The following is a 14,026-nucleotide window of genomic DNA, read 5'->3' as shown; positions in this document are numbered from 1 at the left end:
CCCCCGATCTCTCAGCGGTAATGGAGCGACCGGCCGTCGCGGAAGACCTGCACCTTTTCGGGCGCGACGGTCATGTGCACGTGGCGACCGCGCAGATCGCCATGGATACCGGGCAGCTTGGCGATCACCGGGTCGGCGCCGTTCACCTTCTCGAAGTAGAGGATCGTCACCTCGCCCAGCGATTCGGTGAAGTCGACCTTGCCCTCGAACAGGTAGTCACCCCCGGCCTCGACCTCGGTCATGTCCTCGGGCCGCACGCCGACATTGACCGACGCTCCCATGTCGGCCTCGGTCGAGGGCGCGTTCGACACAGCCACGCCGCCGCCATCGAGCTTCACGGAGGTCTGCGCGCCGGTGCCGGTGATCTTGCCCGGCAGCAGGTTCATTGCCGGCGAGCCGATGAACTGCGCCACGAACTCGTTCTCGGGCCGCTCGTAAAGTTCGAGCGGCGTGCCGACCTGCGCGATACCCTTGTTGGCGAGAACGACGATCCGGGTCGCGAGCGTCATCGCTTCGACCTGATCATGGGTGACGTAGATCATGGTGCTGTCAGGCATCGACTCCTTGAGCTGGGCGATCTCGATCCGGGTCGCCACGCGCAGCGCCGCGTCGAGGTTCGAGAGCGGCTCGTCGAAGAGATAGACCTTGGGATCGCGCACGATCGAGCGGCCAATCGCGACCCGCTGCCGCTGCCCGCCCGAGAGCGCCTTGGGTAGGCGGTCGAGATAGGGTTCCAGCTGCAGGATGCGGGCGGCGTTGGAGATCGCGGCGTCGATCTCCTCCTTCGATTTCTTGGCCAGCTTCAGCGCGAAGGCCATGTTGTCGCGCACCGTCATGTGCGGGTAGAGCGCGTAGGACTGGAACACCATGGCGATGCCGCGCTGCGCGGGCGGCACGTCGTTGACGACCTGACCATCGATCTCAAGCGTGCCGCTGGAGATTTCCTCGAGCCCGGCGATCATCCGCAGAAGCGTGGACTTGCCGCAGCCCGAGGGCCCGACGAAGACCACGAGCTCGCCCTTGCCGATCTCGAGATCGATGTTCTTCAGGACCTCGACCGACCCGCCATAGGTCTTGGCCACGTCCTTCAGCTTCAGTTCCGCCATGGGTTCCTCCCTGCTCCGTCCTCAGTCCGCCGGTCGCCGGAGCGCCAGACAGCATTGCCATGGGCCGAGATGGATCAGCCCGTTCTCGGCCTTTGTCACGGTGCCCAGATCGGTGCCGATCGGGGCCCATGCGCCTTCGGGGAGCGGCACTTCTGCGGGCTCCTCCCCGAGATTGAAGGCGCAGAAAATCGTCTCGTTCGCGTCGAAACGCACGAAATGCACGACGTCGCCACGCGAATGCACGCCGTCATGCTCCCCGGTGGCCAGCACCGGGTGGTCGTGGCGCAGCGCGATGGCGCGGCGATAATGATGAAGTATCGCCTCCGGATCGGCCTCCTGCTCCGCCACGGCGCGCGGCAGATGCTTGGGCGACACCGGCAGCCAGGGCTTGCCCTCGGAAAACCCTCCATTGGGCGCGCTGCCATCCCAGGCGATCGGGGTGCGGCAGCCGTCGCGGCCCTTGTATTCGGGCCAGAACTCGATCCCGTAGGGGTCCTGCAGGTCCTCGAAGGCGACCTCGGCCTCCGGCAGACCGAGTTCCTCGCCTTGATACAGACAGACCGAGCCGCGGAAGCACATCAGCATGGTGGTATAGACGCGGGTCGCCTCCGTCGAAAGCTTCCAGCGCGTGGGATGCCGCTCCACGTCGTGGTTGGAATAGGACCAGCACGGCCAGGCGTCGGGGGCGGCGTGGCTCAGCCGGTAGAAGGTGTCGGCCGCCGCGGCGGCGGTGAGACGCGGCGGCTGCAGCATCTCGAACGGGTAGCACATCTGCACCTTGTCGCCGCCCGAGGTGTACTCGGCCATGATCTCGAGACCGCGCTGCGCGTCGCCCACCTCGCCCACGGCGGCGGCGCCGTAATGCTCCAGCTCGGCGCGGAACCGCTTCAGAAAGTCGAGATTCTCAGGCTGGTTCTTGGAGTAGAGATGCTCCTGCCAGTTATAGGGGTTCACGCCCGGCGCGATGGAATCGTTGCGCCGCTCGGGCGGCAGCGCCGGGTTGTCGCGCAGCTGCGCGTCGGCGAAGTAGAAGTTAATCGTGTCGAGGCGGAAGCCATCGACCCCGCGCTTGAGCCAGAACCGCTCCACGTCAAGGAGCGCCTCCTGGACCTCCGCGTTGTGGAAGTTCAGGTCCGGCTGGCTGGTGAGGAAGTTGTGCAGGTAATACTGCATCCGCCGCCCGTCCCACTGCCAGGCCGAGCCGCCGAAGATCGACAGCCAGTTGTTGGGCGGCGTGCCGTCGGGCTTGGCATCGGCCCAGACATACCAGTCGGATTTCGGATTGTCGCGGCTTGACCGGCTCTCGACGAACCAGGGATGCGCCTCGGCGGTATGCGACAGCACCAGGTCAATCATCACCCGGATGCCCAGGGAATGCGCCGTCTCGACCACCGCGTCGAAATCGGCCAGCGTGCCGAACATCGGATCGACGTCGCAATAGTCCGAGACGTCGTAGCCGAAATCCTTCATCGGCGAGGTGAAGAAGGGCGAGATCCAGATCGCGTCCACCCCCAGCGAGGCGATATGCGGCAGGCGCTTCACGATGCCGCGCAGATCGCCGATCCCGTCCCCGTCCGTATCCTGGTAGCTGCGCGGATAGATCTGGTAGATCACCGCGCCGCGCCACCAGTTGGGATCCTTCGGCATGCGGGAGACGGCGGCCGGGGCCGAAGCGGAGACGGGGGTGTTCATCGGAAGGCAGTCCTCATTTCACGGAGCCCGCAAGCAGGCCGCGCACGAGGTATTTCTGCATCGCGAAAAACACAACAAGCGGAACCGCGATCGAGACGAAAGCCGCCGTTGCGAGGATCTCCCAATTGCCGCCGCGCGTGCCCAGAAGCTCGATGATCTGCTTGGTCATCACCGTGGTCTCGCCGCTCGCATCGATCAGGAACACGATCGCGACCAGCAGGTCGTTCCAAGTCCACAGGAACTGGAAGATCGCGAAGGAGGCCAGCGCCGGAAAGCTCAGCGGCAGGATGATCTTGGTGAAGATCTGGAAATCCGTGGCGCCATCGACCTTTGCGTTCTCAATGATGTCGCGTGGCAGCCCGACCATGTAATTGCGCAGGATGTAGATCGCGAGTGGCAGGCCAAAGCCGGTATGGGCAAGCCACACACCCAAGTAGCCCTTGCCGATGCCGATCTCGTTGTGGAACTTCAGAAGCGGAATCAGCGCCAGTTGCAGCGGCACCACCAGCAGACCCACAATCGCCGCGATCAATAGCGCCCGCCCCGGGAAATCCATCCAGGCCAGCGCGTAGGCCGCGAAGGCCGCCACGAGAATCGGGATGATCGTCGCGGGGATCGAGACGGTGAGCGTGTTGAAGAAGGCCTTGGACATGCCTTCGATGTTGTTCGGGTTGAACAGCATGTTGTCGTAGTTCTCGAGCGTGAACTCCGGCGCAACTTTCGCGGTGACGAAGACACGCTGACCACGGCCCGACATCTCCTCGACCGAGGTATAGACGTAGTCGCCGGTCTCCCCGACCATGATGATCTCGCCATCGCCCATATCGACCGTCTCGCCCGGGGTGTAGGCGCCGACATCGCGCGACGAGGTGCCGAAGGCCGAGATGTTCAAGGGCTCGCGCCCCTCATGTGCGAAGAGGTTGCCGGAGACGGTGTAGAGCCCGTCAACCAGCTCGGCCTCGTCGCCGCCGGCGGTCCTGAGCGTCAGGTTCTGCTCCGTGGGCAGCATCGAGCGCCACCAGCCGGACGAGGCGATCTGGTCGCCGGTGCGGAAGGACGAGACCAGCAGGCCCACCGTCGGGAAGACCCAGAGCGCCACCAGTGCCACCACCGCGATGTTCACCGCCCAGGTCAGCGCGGATTTCTTGCCAGCGATGTTGTCCATCAGCGCATCTCCCTGCGGGCGTTGTAGACGTTCCAGATCAGGATCGGCGTAACCATCAGCATGATGACCATGGCGCCAGCGGAGCCGACGCCCCAGTCATTGGCGCGGAACAGCTTGTCGTACATGTAGTTGGCCAGCACCTGCGTTTCCCACTGGCCGTTGGTCATCGCGAAGACGATGTCGAACACCTTGAGCACGATGATGGTGATGGTGGTCCAGACCACGACGATGGTGCCGACGATCTGCGGCATCTTGATCTTGAAGAAGATCTGCCACGGGTTGGCGCCGTCGACGATCGCCGCCTCGACCGTCTCCTCCGGGATGCCCCTGAGCGCCGCCGAGAGCAGCACCATGGCAAAGCCGGTCTGGATCCAGATCAGCACGATCATCAGGAAGAAGTTGTTCCAGAACGGTATGGTGAGCCAGGTCTGCGGTTGGCCATAGGGCAGATCGGCCACGAAGACCGCGATGGTCTGGCGCAGCATCAGATAGACGAGGAGGGCCATCAGCACCGCGCCGAGGATGCGCAGCGCGCCGAAGATCAGCCCGGGGCTGCGGCCTTCGCGACCCAGCACCGGCTTCATCAGCGACCAGCCCAGCGCGCCGGCCCCGGCGGCGAGCGCCAGAAGCAGCAGCGCCGGCACCAGCCGCAGCCAGATGAACGAGCCGATCCCGCCGTCGAAGCCGAGCCAGACGGCGTTGAGCACGCCGATCTGCTCCTGCCCCGCGGGCCGTGTATCGTAGATCAGCTTGAAGATCACCGCGGCGCCCACGAAGGAGATCGCCATCGGCATGAAGATCAGCGATTTCGCGATGCTGCCCCACTTGATCCGGTCGGTAAGCTGGGCGGCCAGCAGGCCGAAGGCGGTCGAGGCGGCGGGCACCACGATCAGCCACAGCAGGTTGTTGTTGAAGCCTTCCCAGAATTTCGGCTCGCGCAGCATCTGCTGGTAATTGGCGAGGCCCACGAACTCGTAGCCGCCACCGCGCACCCTCTGGGTCAACGACAGGCGCAGCGTCTCGAACACCGGATAGGCAAGATAGAGGCCCAGCGCGATCAGCGCGGGCGCAAGGAACAGCCAGGGACGGATGACGTTGGCGCGGTTGATGTTGCGCCCGGCATTGGGACCACGGGGCGGGAACAGCACCTTGTCGAGCAGAATGTTCGAAAAATAGAAATAGGCGACGCAGCCGCCGACGCCGATCACGATGGTCAGCAAGCCCTGTAGTGCCGGATTCATCGCGCCCTCCCCGAGCCTTGATGCAAAGAGGCGGCCACGACGCGAGTCGCGGCCGCCAAGTCTTATGGTTACACGCTTATTTCAGCGCGTCCCAAGAATCCTGGATCTCGGAGGCCACGCTCTCGGCGCTTTCGCCGCCGACATAATCGACCATGCCGGTCCAGAACGAACCCGCGCCGACGCCGCCGGGCATCAGGTCCGAGCCGTCGAAGCGGAAGGTGGTCGCATCGAGCAGGATGTCGTTCATCTTCTTCAGCGTCGGGTCGCCGAACACCTCGGTGTTGACCGTGGTCAGCGGCGTCAGGAAACCGGTCTGCGCCATCCAGATCTCGTGTGCGATCGGGGTCTGCAGCCACTGCATGAACACGTTCGCCGCGTCGGAGGCCTCGGTGATGCCGAACATCGTGCCCGCGCCGAGCACCGGCTGGCCGAGATCCTTTTCCTCATAGGCCGGGAAGTAGAAGAAGTCGGCATCGACACCGATCTCCGTGCCCTCGGGGAAGAAGGTCGGGATGAAGGAGGCCTGGCGGTGCAGGTAGCACTGCGGCGGGCTGTCGAAGAGGCCCTTGGGGCTGTCGCGGAAATCGGTCGAGGCGACCGCGGCCTTGCCGCCGGCTACGTAGTCGTCCGAGACGAACCAGCCGAATTCCTCGATCGCGCCGACCACCGCCGGGTCGTCGAACGGGATCTCGTTGGCGACCCACTGGTCGTAGACCTCCGGCGCCTGGGTGCGCAGCATCATGTCCTCGACCCAGTCGGTCGCCGGCCAGCCGGTGGCGCCGCCCGAGCCGATGCCGATGCACCAGGGCGTCTCTCCATCCTCGACCATCTGCTCGGTGAGCGCCTTGAGCTCCTCCATGCTCTCCGGCACCTCGTAGCCCGCATCCTCGAAGTTCTCGGGCACGTACCACACGAGGCTCTTCACGTCGGCCTTGTAGAAGAAACCGTAGAGGTTCTCATTGCCCTCGGGGCCTTCGAAGGTGGCCAGATCGACCCAGGATTGGCCAGCGGCATAGTTCTCGGCGACCCAGTCACCAGTGCCCTCGGGCATCGGTTCGAGATAGCCCAGGGACGCGAGATCGCGCGCAAGGCCCGGCTGCGGGAAGACGGCGATATTCGGGGCAGAGCCCGCCTCGGTATCGATGCGGATCTGGGTCTCGAAGCCATCAGACCCGGTGTATTGCACGTCGGCGCCGGTGGCCTCCTCGAAATAGGCGAGCATCGACTCGAACAGCGTCTGGTCGCCGCTCAGCCAGGGGCCGAAGACGGTCAGGGTCTCGCCCGACAGGTCATGGCTCTCGGCGAACTCGTTGTAGCTGTCCCAGTTGAAATCGCCCTCCCCGATCGGGAATTTCAGATCCTGCGCCGATGCGGCCGAAGCCAGCGCGATGCCGGCCACCCCCGCGAAAAGAATGGTCTTCATATGTTACCCTCCCGTAACCACGGCCCCTTCCCCGAGGCCGCGTGATGGACTGCCTTGCGCGCGGACAGGCGCGAGCCGTGCCAAAGCGCTTTGGACATCGCCAACCTGTCGGAGCCGTTCAAGCCTGTCAATGGTGGATGCCGCGAGAGGGTCGAGGAAAAATCCGGCAACGGCATTTCGATGTGACCGAAAACTGCGCTTTGACCTGCGCCGGGTCGCGACGTAGGGTAGCGGCTGTTACAAAAGCGCTTTGGACAGGACCCGGGAATGAATCTCAAGCAGCTCTCCGAACTGCTCGGGCTGAGCCAGACAACGGTGAGCCGTGCGCTCAATGGCTATACCGATGTCAGCGAGGCGACCCGGGCGCGCGTGCGGGCCGCGGCCGAGGCGCATGACTACCGTCCCAACACCCGCGCCCGCGCCCTCGCCACCGGGCGCAGCCGCGTGATCGGCCACGTGATCCCCAAGATCAGCTCCCATGCCATGGTCAACCCGATCTTTGCCGATTTCATCGCCGGTGCTGGCGAAACCTATTCCAGCGCGGGTTACGAGATGCTGATCTCGGTGGTCGATCTGGCGCAGGAGGAAAAGGCCTATCTGTCGATGAAACGGCGCGGCCTGGTCGACGGGCTGATCGTCTCGGCCCCACGCATGAACGATCCGCGCATCGCGCTGCTCGACGGGATCGGCCTGCCCTACGCGGTGCATGGCCGCGCCACCGGTACCGACCGGCAATATAGCTGGCTCGACGTCAACAACCGCCGCGCCTTCACGCGTGCCACCGACTTCCTGATGGATCTCGGCCATCGCCGGATCGGACTGGTCAACGGTCTGGAAACCATGGATTTCGCGCATCGCAGGCGGCAGGGATACGAAGAGGCCCTGCGCGCGCGGGGCATCGCCATCGACCCGAACCTCATGCGTCAGGACGAGATGACCGAAGGCTATGGATGGCGCGCCGCGCGCGACATGCTGGCCCAGCCAGACCCGCCGACCGCCTTTCTCGTCTCCTCGGTGATCTGCATGCTCGGCGTCCGCCGCGCCATCGAAGAGGCCGGGTTGGTGCTGGGGCGCGACGTCTCGGCCGTCACCCATGACGATCAGCTGTCCTACCTGCGCGACGACGGGGCGGTTCCCGCCTTTACCGCGACCCGGTCCTCGGTGCGCGAGGCTGGACAGCGGCTGGCACGGATGGTCATAGACCGGATAGACAACCCGGAGGGCCCGCATGTGCAGGAACTCCTCGAGGCCGAGCTGATCATCGGCCGCTCCACGGGCCCGGCGCCGCGCTGAGGCCCCAGACAAGGCGAAGAGCATGGATTTTTCTCGCAAGGACTTTCCCGAGGGCTTTCTCTTCGGCGCGGCCACCGCGGCCTACCAGATCGAGGGCCATGGATTCGGCGGCGCCGGCCCGACCCATTGGGACAGCTTCGCCAAGGGTCCCGGAAACGTGGTGCGCGCCGAGGACGGTGCCGTGGCCTGCGACCACTACCATCGCTACGCGGAGGATCTCGACCTGCTGCGCGATGGCGGCTTCGACGCCTACCGTTTCTCGACCTCCTGGGCGCGGGTCATGCCGGACGGCCGCACCGTGAACCCCGAGGGACTCGACTTCTACGACCGGCTGGTCGATGCGACGCTCGAACGCGGGCTGAAGCCGTTCCAGACCCTCTACCACTGGGACCTGCCCTCGGCGCTGGCCGACCGCGGCGGCTGGGCCAACCGCGACACGGCGATGGCCTTTGCCGATTACGCCGCGACGATCAGCGCCCGGATCGGCGACCGCGTCGCCTCGACCGCGACGATCAACGAACCTTGGTGCGTGGCCTGGTTGTCGCATTTCCTTGGCCATCATGCACCCGGCCTGCGCGACATCCGCGCCGCCGCCCGGGCCATGCATCACATCCTGCTCGCACACGGGTTCGCGGTGGAGCGGCTTCGCGGCATGGGGCGCGCCGAACTGGGGATCGTGCTGAACTTCGAGCGCGCCCTGCCCGCCAGCGACAGCGCCGCCGACCACGCCGCGGCCGACCTGCAGGATCAGATCTACAATCGCTGGTTCATCGAAGCGATCGCAAATGGCCGCTATCCCGAGGGAGCGCTCGCCGGTCTGGCGCCACATATGCCTGACGGCTGGCAGGACGACATGGCGCTGATCTCGCAGCCCTTGGACTGGCTCGGCGTCAACTATTACACACGCGCCATGATCGCGGCGGCGCCGGACGCCCCCTGGCCCGGCCTCACCGCAGTCGAAGGACCGCTTCCCAAGACCCAGATGGGCTGGGAGATTTATCCCGAGGGGCTGCATCATTTCCTGTGCCGCGCCCGCGACATTCTAGGCCTGCCGATCCATGTCACCGAGAACGGCATGGCCTGGGCCGACCGGGTCGAGAACGGCGCGGTCGAGGATGCCGAGCGGCAGCGCTTCATCGCCGCGCATGTCGACGCCATGCGCCGCGCCATCGCCGATGGTGTCGATCTGCGCAGCTTTTTCTACTGGTCGCTGCTCGACAACTACGAATGGGCCTTCGGCTATGAAAAGCGCTTCGGCCTCGTCCATGTCGACTTCGACACTCTGGAGCGCACACCCAAGGCGTCGTATCACGCCCTCAAATCCGCCCTCTCCCGCTGAGCCCCGAGGAGCCGCCATGTCGCATCCCACCAACGCCTATTCACTGGTCGCCGATATCGGTGGCACCAATACCCGCGTGGCGCTGGCGCGCGGCCTAGAGATTCGCGAGGATACGATCCGGCGCTATTCCAACGCCGATTACGCGGGCCTCGAATCCGTGCTCAAGCGTTATATCGCCGAAGAAGGCAACGTTGACTGCATCGGCGCGTGCGTCGCCGTGGCGGGGCCGGTGCGCGACGCCCGCGCCACGATGACCAATCTCGACTGGACCATCGACAAGACCACGCTGAGCCGCGCCACCGGCGCCGAAACCGTGGCGATCCTCAACGACCTTCAGGCGCAGGGCCATGCGCTGGGCCATGTCGCGCCGGGCAACATCCGCGAAATCATCGCCTTCCCCGAGGCTTCGCCCCATGCCGCCAAGCTGGTGATCGGCGTCGGCACCGGTTTCAACGCCACGCCGGTCTTCGACACCGAGGATGGGCGCTACGTGACTCCGTCCGAATCCGGGCATGTGAACCTACCGGTCAACAGCGAGGCGGATCTGCGGCTGGCGCAATACGTCTCCACGGCGCATGGTTTCCCAGCGGTCGAGGACGTGCTCTCGGGGCGCGGGCTCGAGCGCGTCTATGCATGGCTCAGCGCCGAGGCCGGCGCGCCGCTCGAGAAGACCGCCGCCGAAATCATGCAGGGCTGCGCCGACCGCAGCGATGCGCGTGCGGTCGAAGCGGCGCGGGTCTTCGCGCGCTTTCTGGGCGTCGTCGCGGGCAATCTGGCGCTGATTCAGCTGCCCTTTGGCGGCGTCTATCTGGTAGGCGGCGTCTCGCGCGCCATTGCGCCCTATCTGCGCGAGTTCGGTTTCGCCGATGCGTTCCGCGACAAGGGTCGCTTCGCGGGCTTCATGGGCAATTTCGGTGTCGCGGTGATCGAGGACGACTACGCCGCTCTGATCGGCTGCGCGGCACATCTCAATGGCTTGATGCTCCCCGGCACGGCCAGTTGAGCGGCCCTCGGCGGAGGGTCCCGGTCACGGGCTTCTCCGCCGAGAGGCGATCTGCCCAGCGCTTGCTGACCGAACGCTCGCGCACCACGAACCTATTTAGCAAGCGATACGCGTCTGCACCGCCGCGGCAAGCTCGGTAAGCGAGAATGGCTTCGGCAAGAAGACCGAGTTCGGAATCCGGGTCTGCTGCTCGGCGAATGTGTCCTCGGCATAGCCGGAGACGAAGACCACCTGCGTGTCGGGGCGATCCTTCAGCGCCTCGCGCACCCAAGTCGGGCCATCCTTGCCCGGCATGATCACGTCGGTGACGAAGATGTCCACCTGCAACCCGGCATCGGCCAGGATCTCGAGGGCCGCCTCGGCATCCTCGGCCTCGATCACGGTCAGTCCGCGCAGCCGCAGCGCCCGTGCAGCGAAAGCCCTGACCGGGGCCTCGTCCTCCACCAGAAGCACCACCCCCTCGGCGTGCCGGGCCATGCTTGCCGGCGCAACGTTCGGCGCAGGGCACGGTGCTGGAACGGAAGCAGAGCGACTGGGCAACAGCAGGGTGAAGCAGCTGCCCTCGCCGGGCGTACTTTCGACGAAGATGTAACCCCCGCTCTGCTTCACGATACCATAGGCGGTGGAAAGACCGAGACCGGTGCCTTCGCCGACCCGCTTGGTGGTGTAGAACGGCTCGAAGATTTTGGGCAGTTTCTCCGCCGGAATGCCGCTGCCCTGATCCTGCACCCGGATTCGCACCCATGGGCCCGCGGGCACCAGCGCCCGATCCCGTTCCATCGGAGCGTCGAGCACGTAATTGTCTGTCTCGACCTGGATCTCACCGCCGTCGGGCATCGCGTCGCGGGCATTGACCACGAGGTTCATCAGCACCTGTTCGAGCTGTCGCCGGTCGGCCCTGACCTGCCGCAGATCGGGGTCGTGGTTGAGCGTCAGCGTCACCTTTTCCCCGACCAGCCGGTTCAGCAGATGCGTCAGATCCGACAACGTATCGCGCAGATCGAGCTGTTCGAGCATCAGGTTCTGCTTGCGCGAATAGGCCAGGAGCTGACCCACGAGGCTGGCGGCGCGGTTGGCGTTCTGGTGGATCTGGATCAGGTCGCTGTAATCCTGGTCCTCCTTCTCGTGCCGCAGGAGCAACAGGTCGCAATGCCCTGAAATCGCGGTGAGCAGGTTGTTGAAGTCATGCGCGACGCCCCCGGCGAGCTGGCCGATCGCCTGCATCTTCTGCGCCTGCACGAACTGCGCCTCGAGCGATTTGTGCTCGGTCGCGTCGTACAGGACGGCCACAAGCGCCCCTTCTTCGTCGACGTCGCCAAGCGCGACCTGCAGCACGGTGTCGTTGCGGGCGCCGCGTCCCTTCAGGAATTGCGGCCCCGGTACCGCCCTGCCCTCCACCGCCTCGGCAAGCCAATCCGCAACCGGTCGGCCCAGCCCTTCGAGGATGTCCGAGACGCGTGTCCCGGGCTCGGTGGCATTTGGCAGCAGGGCCCGAGCGGCCCGGTTGGCGCCGAGTATCGCGCCACGGCGATCGAGCCGCAGCAGTGACACGGGCAGGCTCTCGGCCTCGTGCCAATCGCCGGCGCTGGCAATCCGCCGGGGTCCGACCGGCGGCAGCAGGTAGATCTCGCTGCGCCCGCCCGCCGCCGCGATCTCGGCCACCAGCGCGTCGACCGGACCGGCCTCTCCCTGCACCCGCTGGATCTGACCGGGTCGAAGGGGTAGCTCCTCGAAAATCGCATCGAGCCGTCTGGCCCGTTCTCCAACAAGAGCCCGGCAGGCTTCGTTCATGTAGAGGATCGTGCCGGACGGGCCCGCCGTCAGCATCGGCAGGCCCAGCGCATCCGCAGCACGGCCGGTCCCCTGCCGCTCGGACAGATCCTCGATCCGCCACAGAAAGGTGCCCGCCCCGAGCCCTGTCACGACGATTCGAAGATGCCCGCGGCGGGTTGCGACCATGTCCTGCGCCGATCCGTCGCGAAGCGCGCGTTGACGCAGCCGCGTCAGAGCCGTCGCGGGCGTCGCGAAATGCTGCGCCAGCGCCGCCGACAGGCTGCCACTACGGCCCCCGAACCGTTGCGAGGCCGCCGCGTTGCAATCGAGGATCGTGCCCTGCGCATCGCTCAGGAAGCCGGGAACCGGGTCAGCTCCGAGCATTCGTCCGCACAGGCGGAGCATGGCCCGGCGATGGCGGGTGTGGCGCAGTCGCTTGAGGCCGAACAGCGCCGCGACGAAGCCCAGCGTCGAGCCCACAAGCAACAGCGCCAGCGCCGCATGACCGTCAGGCACGAGCGCCGCCCCGGCCAGCGCCAGCGAAGCGGCCCCGAGTATGGCCGAAAGCTGCGCCGCGCCGGGAAGCGCCGCGTCGTCATCGGCCACCATGGCCGGCACATCGATTTCGACCACCTCCGCCTCCCAGGATATCCACGCATCCAGTGAAGGCTAAAATGGCTAATGGTCGGTAAACGATTACGCGTCGCCGCGCTGAAAACGCGCCAGAAAGAAGCCGTCGCCATCCGGTCCGGGCAGCCTCTGCATCCTGTCGCGCTGCACCCAGCCGGGACAACGCGCGAGGAAGGCCGCGACCTGCGCGTCGTTTTCCTCCGACAGCACCGAACAGGTGGCATAGGCAAGGCTGCCGCCGGGTGCGACATGCCGCGCCGCCTGATCCAACAACTCCGCCTGAAGCCGCGCCAGATCGGCGAGCCGTTCGGGCGTCAGGCGCCATTTGCCGTCCGGGTCACGCCGCCAGGTGCCGCTGCCCGAACAGGGGGCATCGACCAGCACGAGATCGGCCTTCAGCCCCTCCAGGCGCTCCGCCAGCTCGATCCTGACGCCGGCGCGCGCGGCGCGGGCCGGTATGTCGCGCATCCGTGCCGCGCTGATGTCATGCGCGGTCACGCCGATCTTGGCCCGCGCGGCCAAGGCCAGCGCCTTGCCGCCACCACCGGCACAGTAGTCGAGCACGCTTTGACCGTCCTGCAGCGGCAGGCGCAGCATCGCCGCCTGCGACGCGGCATCCTGCAGTTCAACCAGCCCCTCGGAATAGGCCTCGCCCCGCGACACCGCGCGCTCGCCCGACACGACCCGCAACGCTCCGGCGACCTCGTCATGCGCGACCGCCTCGACGCCGTCCCGGGCCAATGCGTCCATGGCCGCGTCGATATCGCCGCGTCGCGGGTTGACCCTCAGGAACACCGGCGCCCGGTCGCGCAGCGCCTGAGCGGATGTCTCGGCATCGGCACCCAGATCACGCGAGAACCGCTCCCACAACCAGTCCGGTAGGTCGTGGCGTATCGCCGCCGCTGCCTCTCCCGGAAGTTGCGTCTCCTCCGACGTAAGCAGTGCCGGAGCGTGATTCAGACCGGTGAAGATCGCGGCGGGATCGGTGTCATGCTGGCGCAGCCAGCCGATCATGATGCCACGCCCGGTTTCGGCCCCGCCCGCATGCGCGGCCGACCGCCTTCGGCGCCAGCCGCCGAAGACGAGGTCGCGCACCGCCGCGCGGTCCTTGGAGCCCGCAAAGCGGCTGGCGCGCGACCAGCGCAGCAACGCCTTCTCGACAGGCATGCCGCCCAGGCAGTCATCGAGCACGCCGATCGCGGCCGCCACACGCGCGGCCGGGGTCATCGGGTCGCTCCCGTGAAGCGCTGTGTATGTCCGGGAGAGGCACACAAATGGATCATCCGTGCCCGCCGGGTCTGCATTCGCGGCTCTGTCTGGTTCATCGATCCTGCCCCGCAGTCCTGCCCGGCCACTTCCGG

Annotated in this window: 10 protein-coding genes; 3 read left to right on the top strand and 7 right to left on the bottom strand. The window is 66.2% G+C overall.

What is annotated here, in order from left to right; all coding sequences use genetic code 11:
* Positions 1 to 11: 11 nt before the first annotated feature.
* The 5 genes from ACRAQ3_RS06820 to ACRAQ3_RS06800 form a co-directional block, all read right to left on the bottom strand.
* Positions 12 to 1,106: an ABC transporter ATP-binding protein gene (locus tag ACRAQ3_RS06820; protein ID WP_432256123.1), complete on the bottom strand. Its 1,095-nt coding sequence runs from the start codon at positions 1,104 to 1,106 to the stop codon at positions 12 to 14.
* Positions 1,107 to 1,127: 21 nt separating this feature from the next.
* Positions 1,128 to 2,798, bottom strand: a complete 1,671-nt coding sequence (locus tag ACRAQ3_RS06815) for an alpha-amylase family glycosyl hydrolase (protein ID WP_432256122.1) — start codon at positions 2,796 to 2,798, stop codon at positions 1,128 to 1,130.
* A gap of 13 nt (positions 2,799 to 2,811) precedes the next feature.
* A complete protein-coding gene (locus ACRAQ3_RS06810) occupies positions 2,812 to 3,963 on the bottom strand; it encodes a carbohydrate ABC transporter permease (protein ID WP_269396206.1) in 1,152 nt (383 codons plus the stop codon).
* The gene (locus ACRAQ3_RS06805; protein ID WP_432256121.1) at positions 3,963 to 5,204 is read right to left on the bottom strand and encodes a carbohydrate ABC transporter permease; all 1,242 of its coding nucleotides are present in this window, start codon (positions 5,202 to 5,204) and stop codon (positions 3,963 to 3,965) included. Before ACRAQ3_RS06805 ends, ACRAQ3_RS06810 begins: the two co-directional genes overlap by 1 nt.
* 76 nt (positions 5,205 to 5,280) lie before the next feature.
* Positions 5,281 to 6,627, bottom strand: a complete 1,347-nt coding sequence (locus ACRAQ3_RS06800) for an ABC transporter substrate-binding protein (RefSeq protein WP_269396204.1) — start codon at positions 6,625 to 6,627, stop codon at positions 5,281 to 5,283.
* 267 nt (positions 6,628 to 6,894) lie between these two features.
* On the opposite strand from ACRAQ3_RS06800, the gene ACRAQ3_RS06795 reads away from it, so the two are divergent.
* The 3 genes from ACRAQ3_RS06795 to ACRAQ3_RS06785 are packed head-to-tail and all read left to right on the top strand — an operon-like array spanning position 6,895 to position 10,262.
* Complete coding sequence (locus ACRAQ3_RS06795) at positions 6,895 to 7,920, top strand: substrate-binding domain-containing protein (RefSeq protein WP_269396203.1); 1,026 nt, start codon at positions 6,895 to 6,897, stop codon at positions 7,918 to 7,920.
* Between the two features lie 22 nt (positions 7,921 to 7,942).
* Positions 7,943 to 9,259: a GH1 family beta-glucosidase gene (locus tag ACRAQ3_RS06790; RefSeq protein WP_432256120.1), complete on the top strand. Its 1,317-nt coding sequence runs from the start codon at positions 7,943 to 7,945 to the stop codon at positions 9,257 to 9,259.
* Positions 9,260 to 9,275: 16 nt separating this feature from the next.
* Positions 9,276 to 10,262: a glucokinase gene (locus tag ACRAQ3_RS06785; protein WP_432256119.1), complete on the top strand. Its 987-nt coding sequence runs from the start codon at positions 9,276 to 9,278 to the stop codon at positions 10,260 to 10,262.
* Positions 10,263 to 10,358: 96 nt separating this feature from the next.
* On the opposite strand, the gene ACRAQ3_RS06780 is transcribed toward ACRAQ3_RS06785, so the two are convergent.
* On the bottom strand, positions 10,359 to 12,644 hold the full coding sequence (locus ACRAQ3_RS06780; RefSeq protein WP_432256266.1) for an ATP-binding response regulator: 2,286 nt from the start codon (positions 12,642 to 12,644) through the stop codon (positions 10,359 to 10,361).
* Positions 12,645 to 12,731: 87 nt separating this feature from the next.
* The gene (locus ACRAQ3_RS06775; RefSeq protein WP_432256118.1) at positions 12,732 to 13,892 is read right to left on the bottom strand and encodes an RsmB/NOP family class I SAM-dependent RNA methyltransferase; all 1,161 of its coding nucleotides are present in this window, start codon (positions 13,890 to 13,892) and stop codon (positions 12,732 to 12,734) included.
* Positions 13,893 to 14,026 lie beyond the last annotated feature (134 nt).

The sequence above is a fragment of the Limimaricola sp. AA108-03 genome, assembly GCF_050847355.1.
In the GTDB taxonomy this organism is placed as follows: domain Bacteria; phylum Pseudomonadota; class Alphaproteobacteria; order Rhodobacterales; family Rhodobacteraceae; genus Limimaricola.
This window is presented reverse-complemented; position numbering and strand designations above follow the sequence as displayed.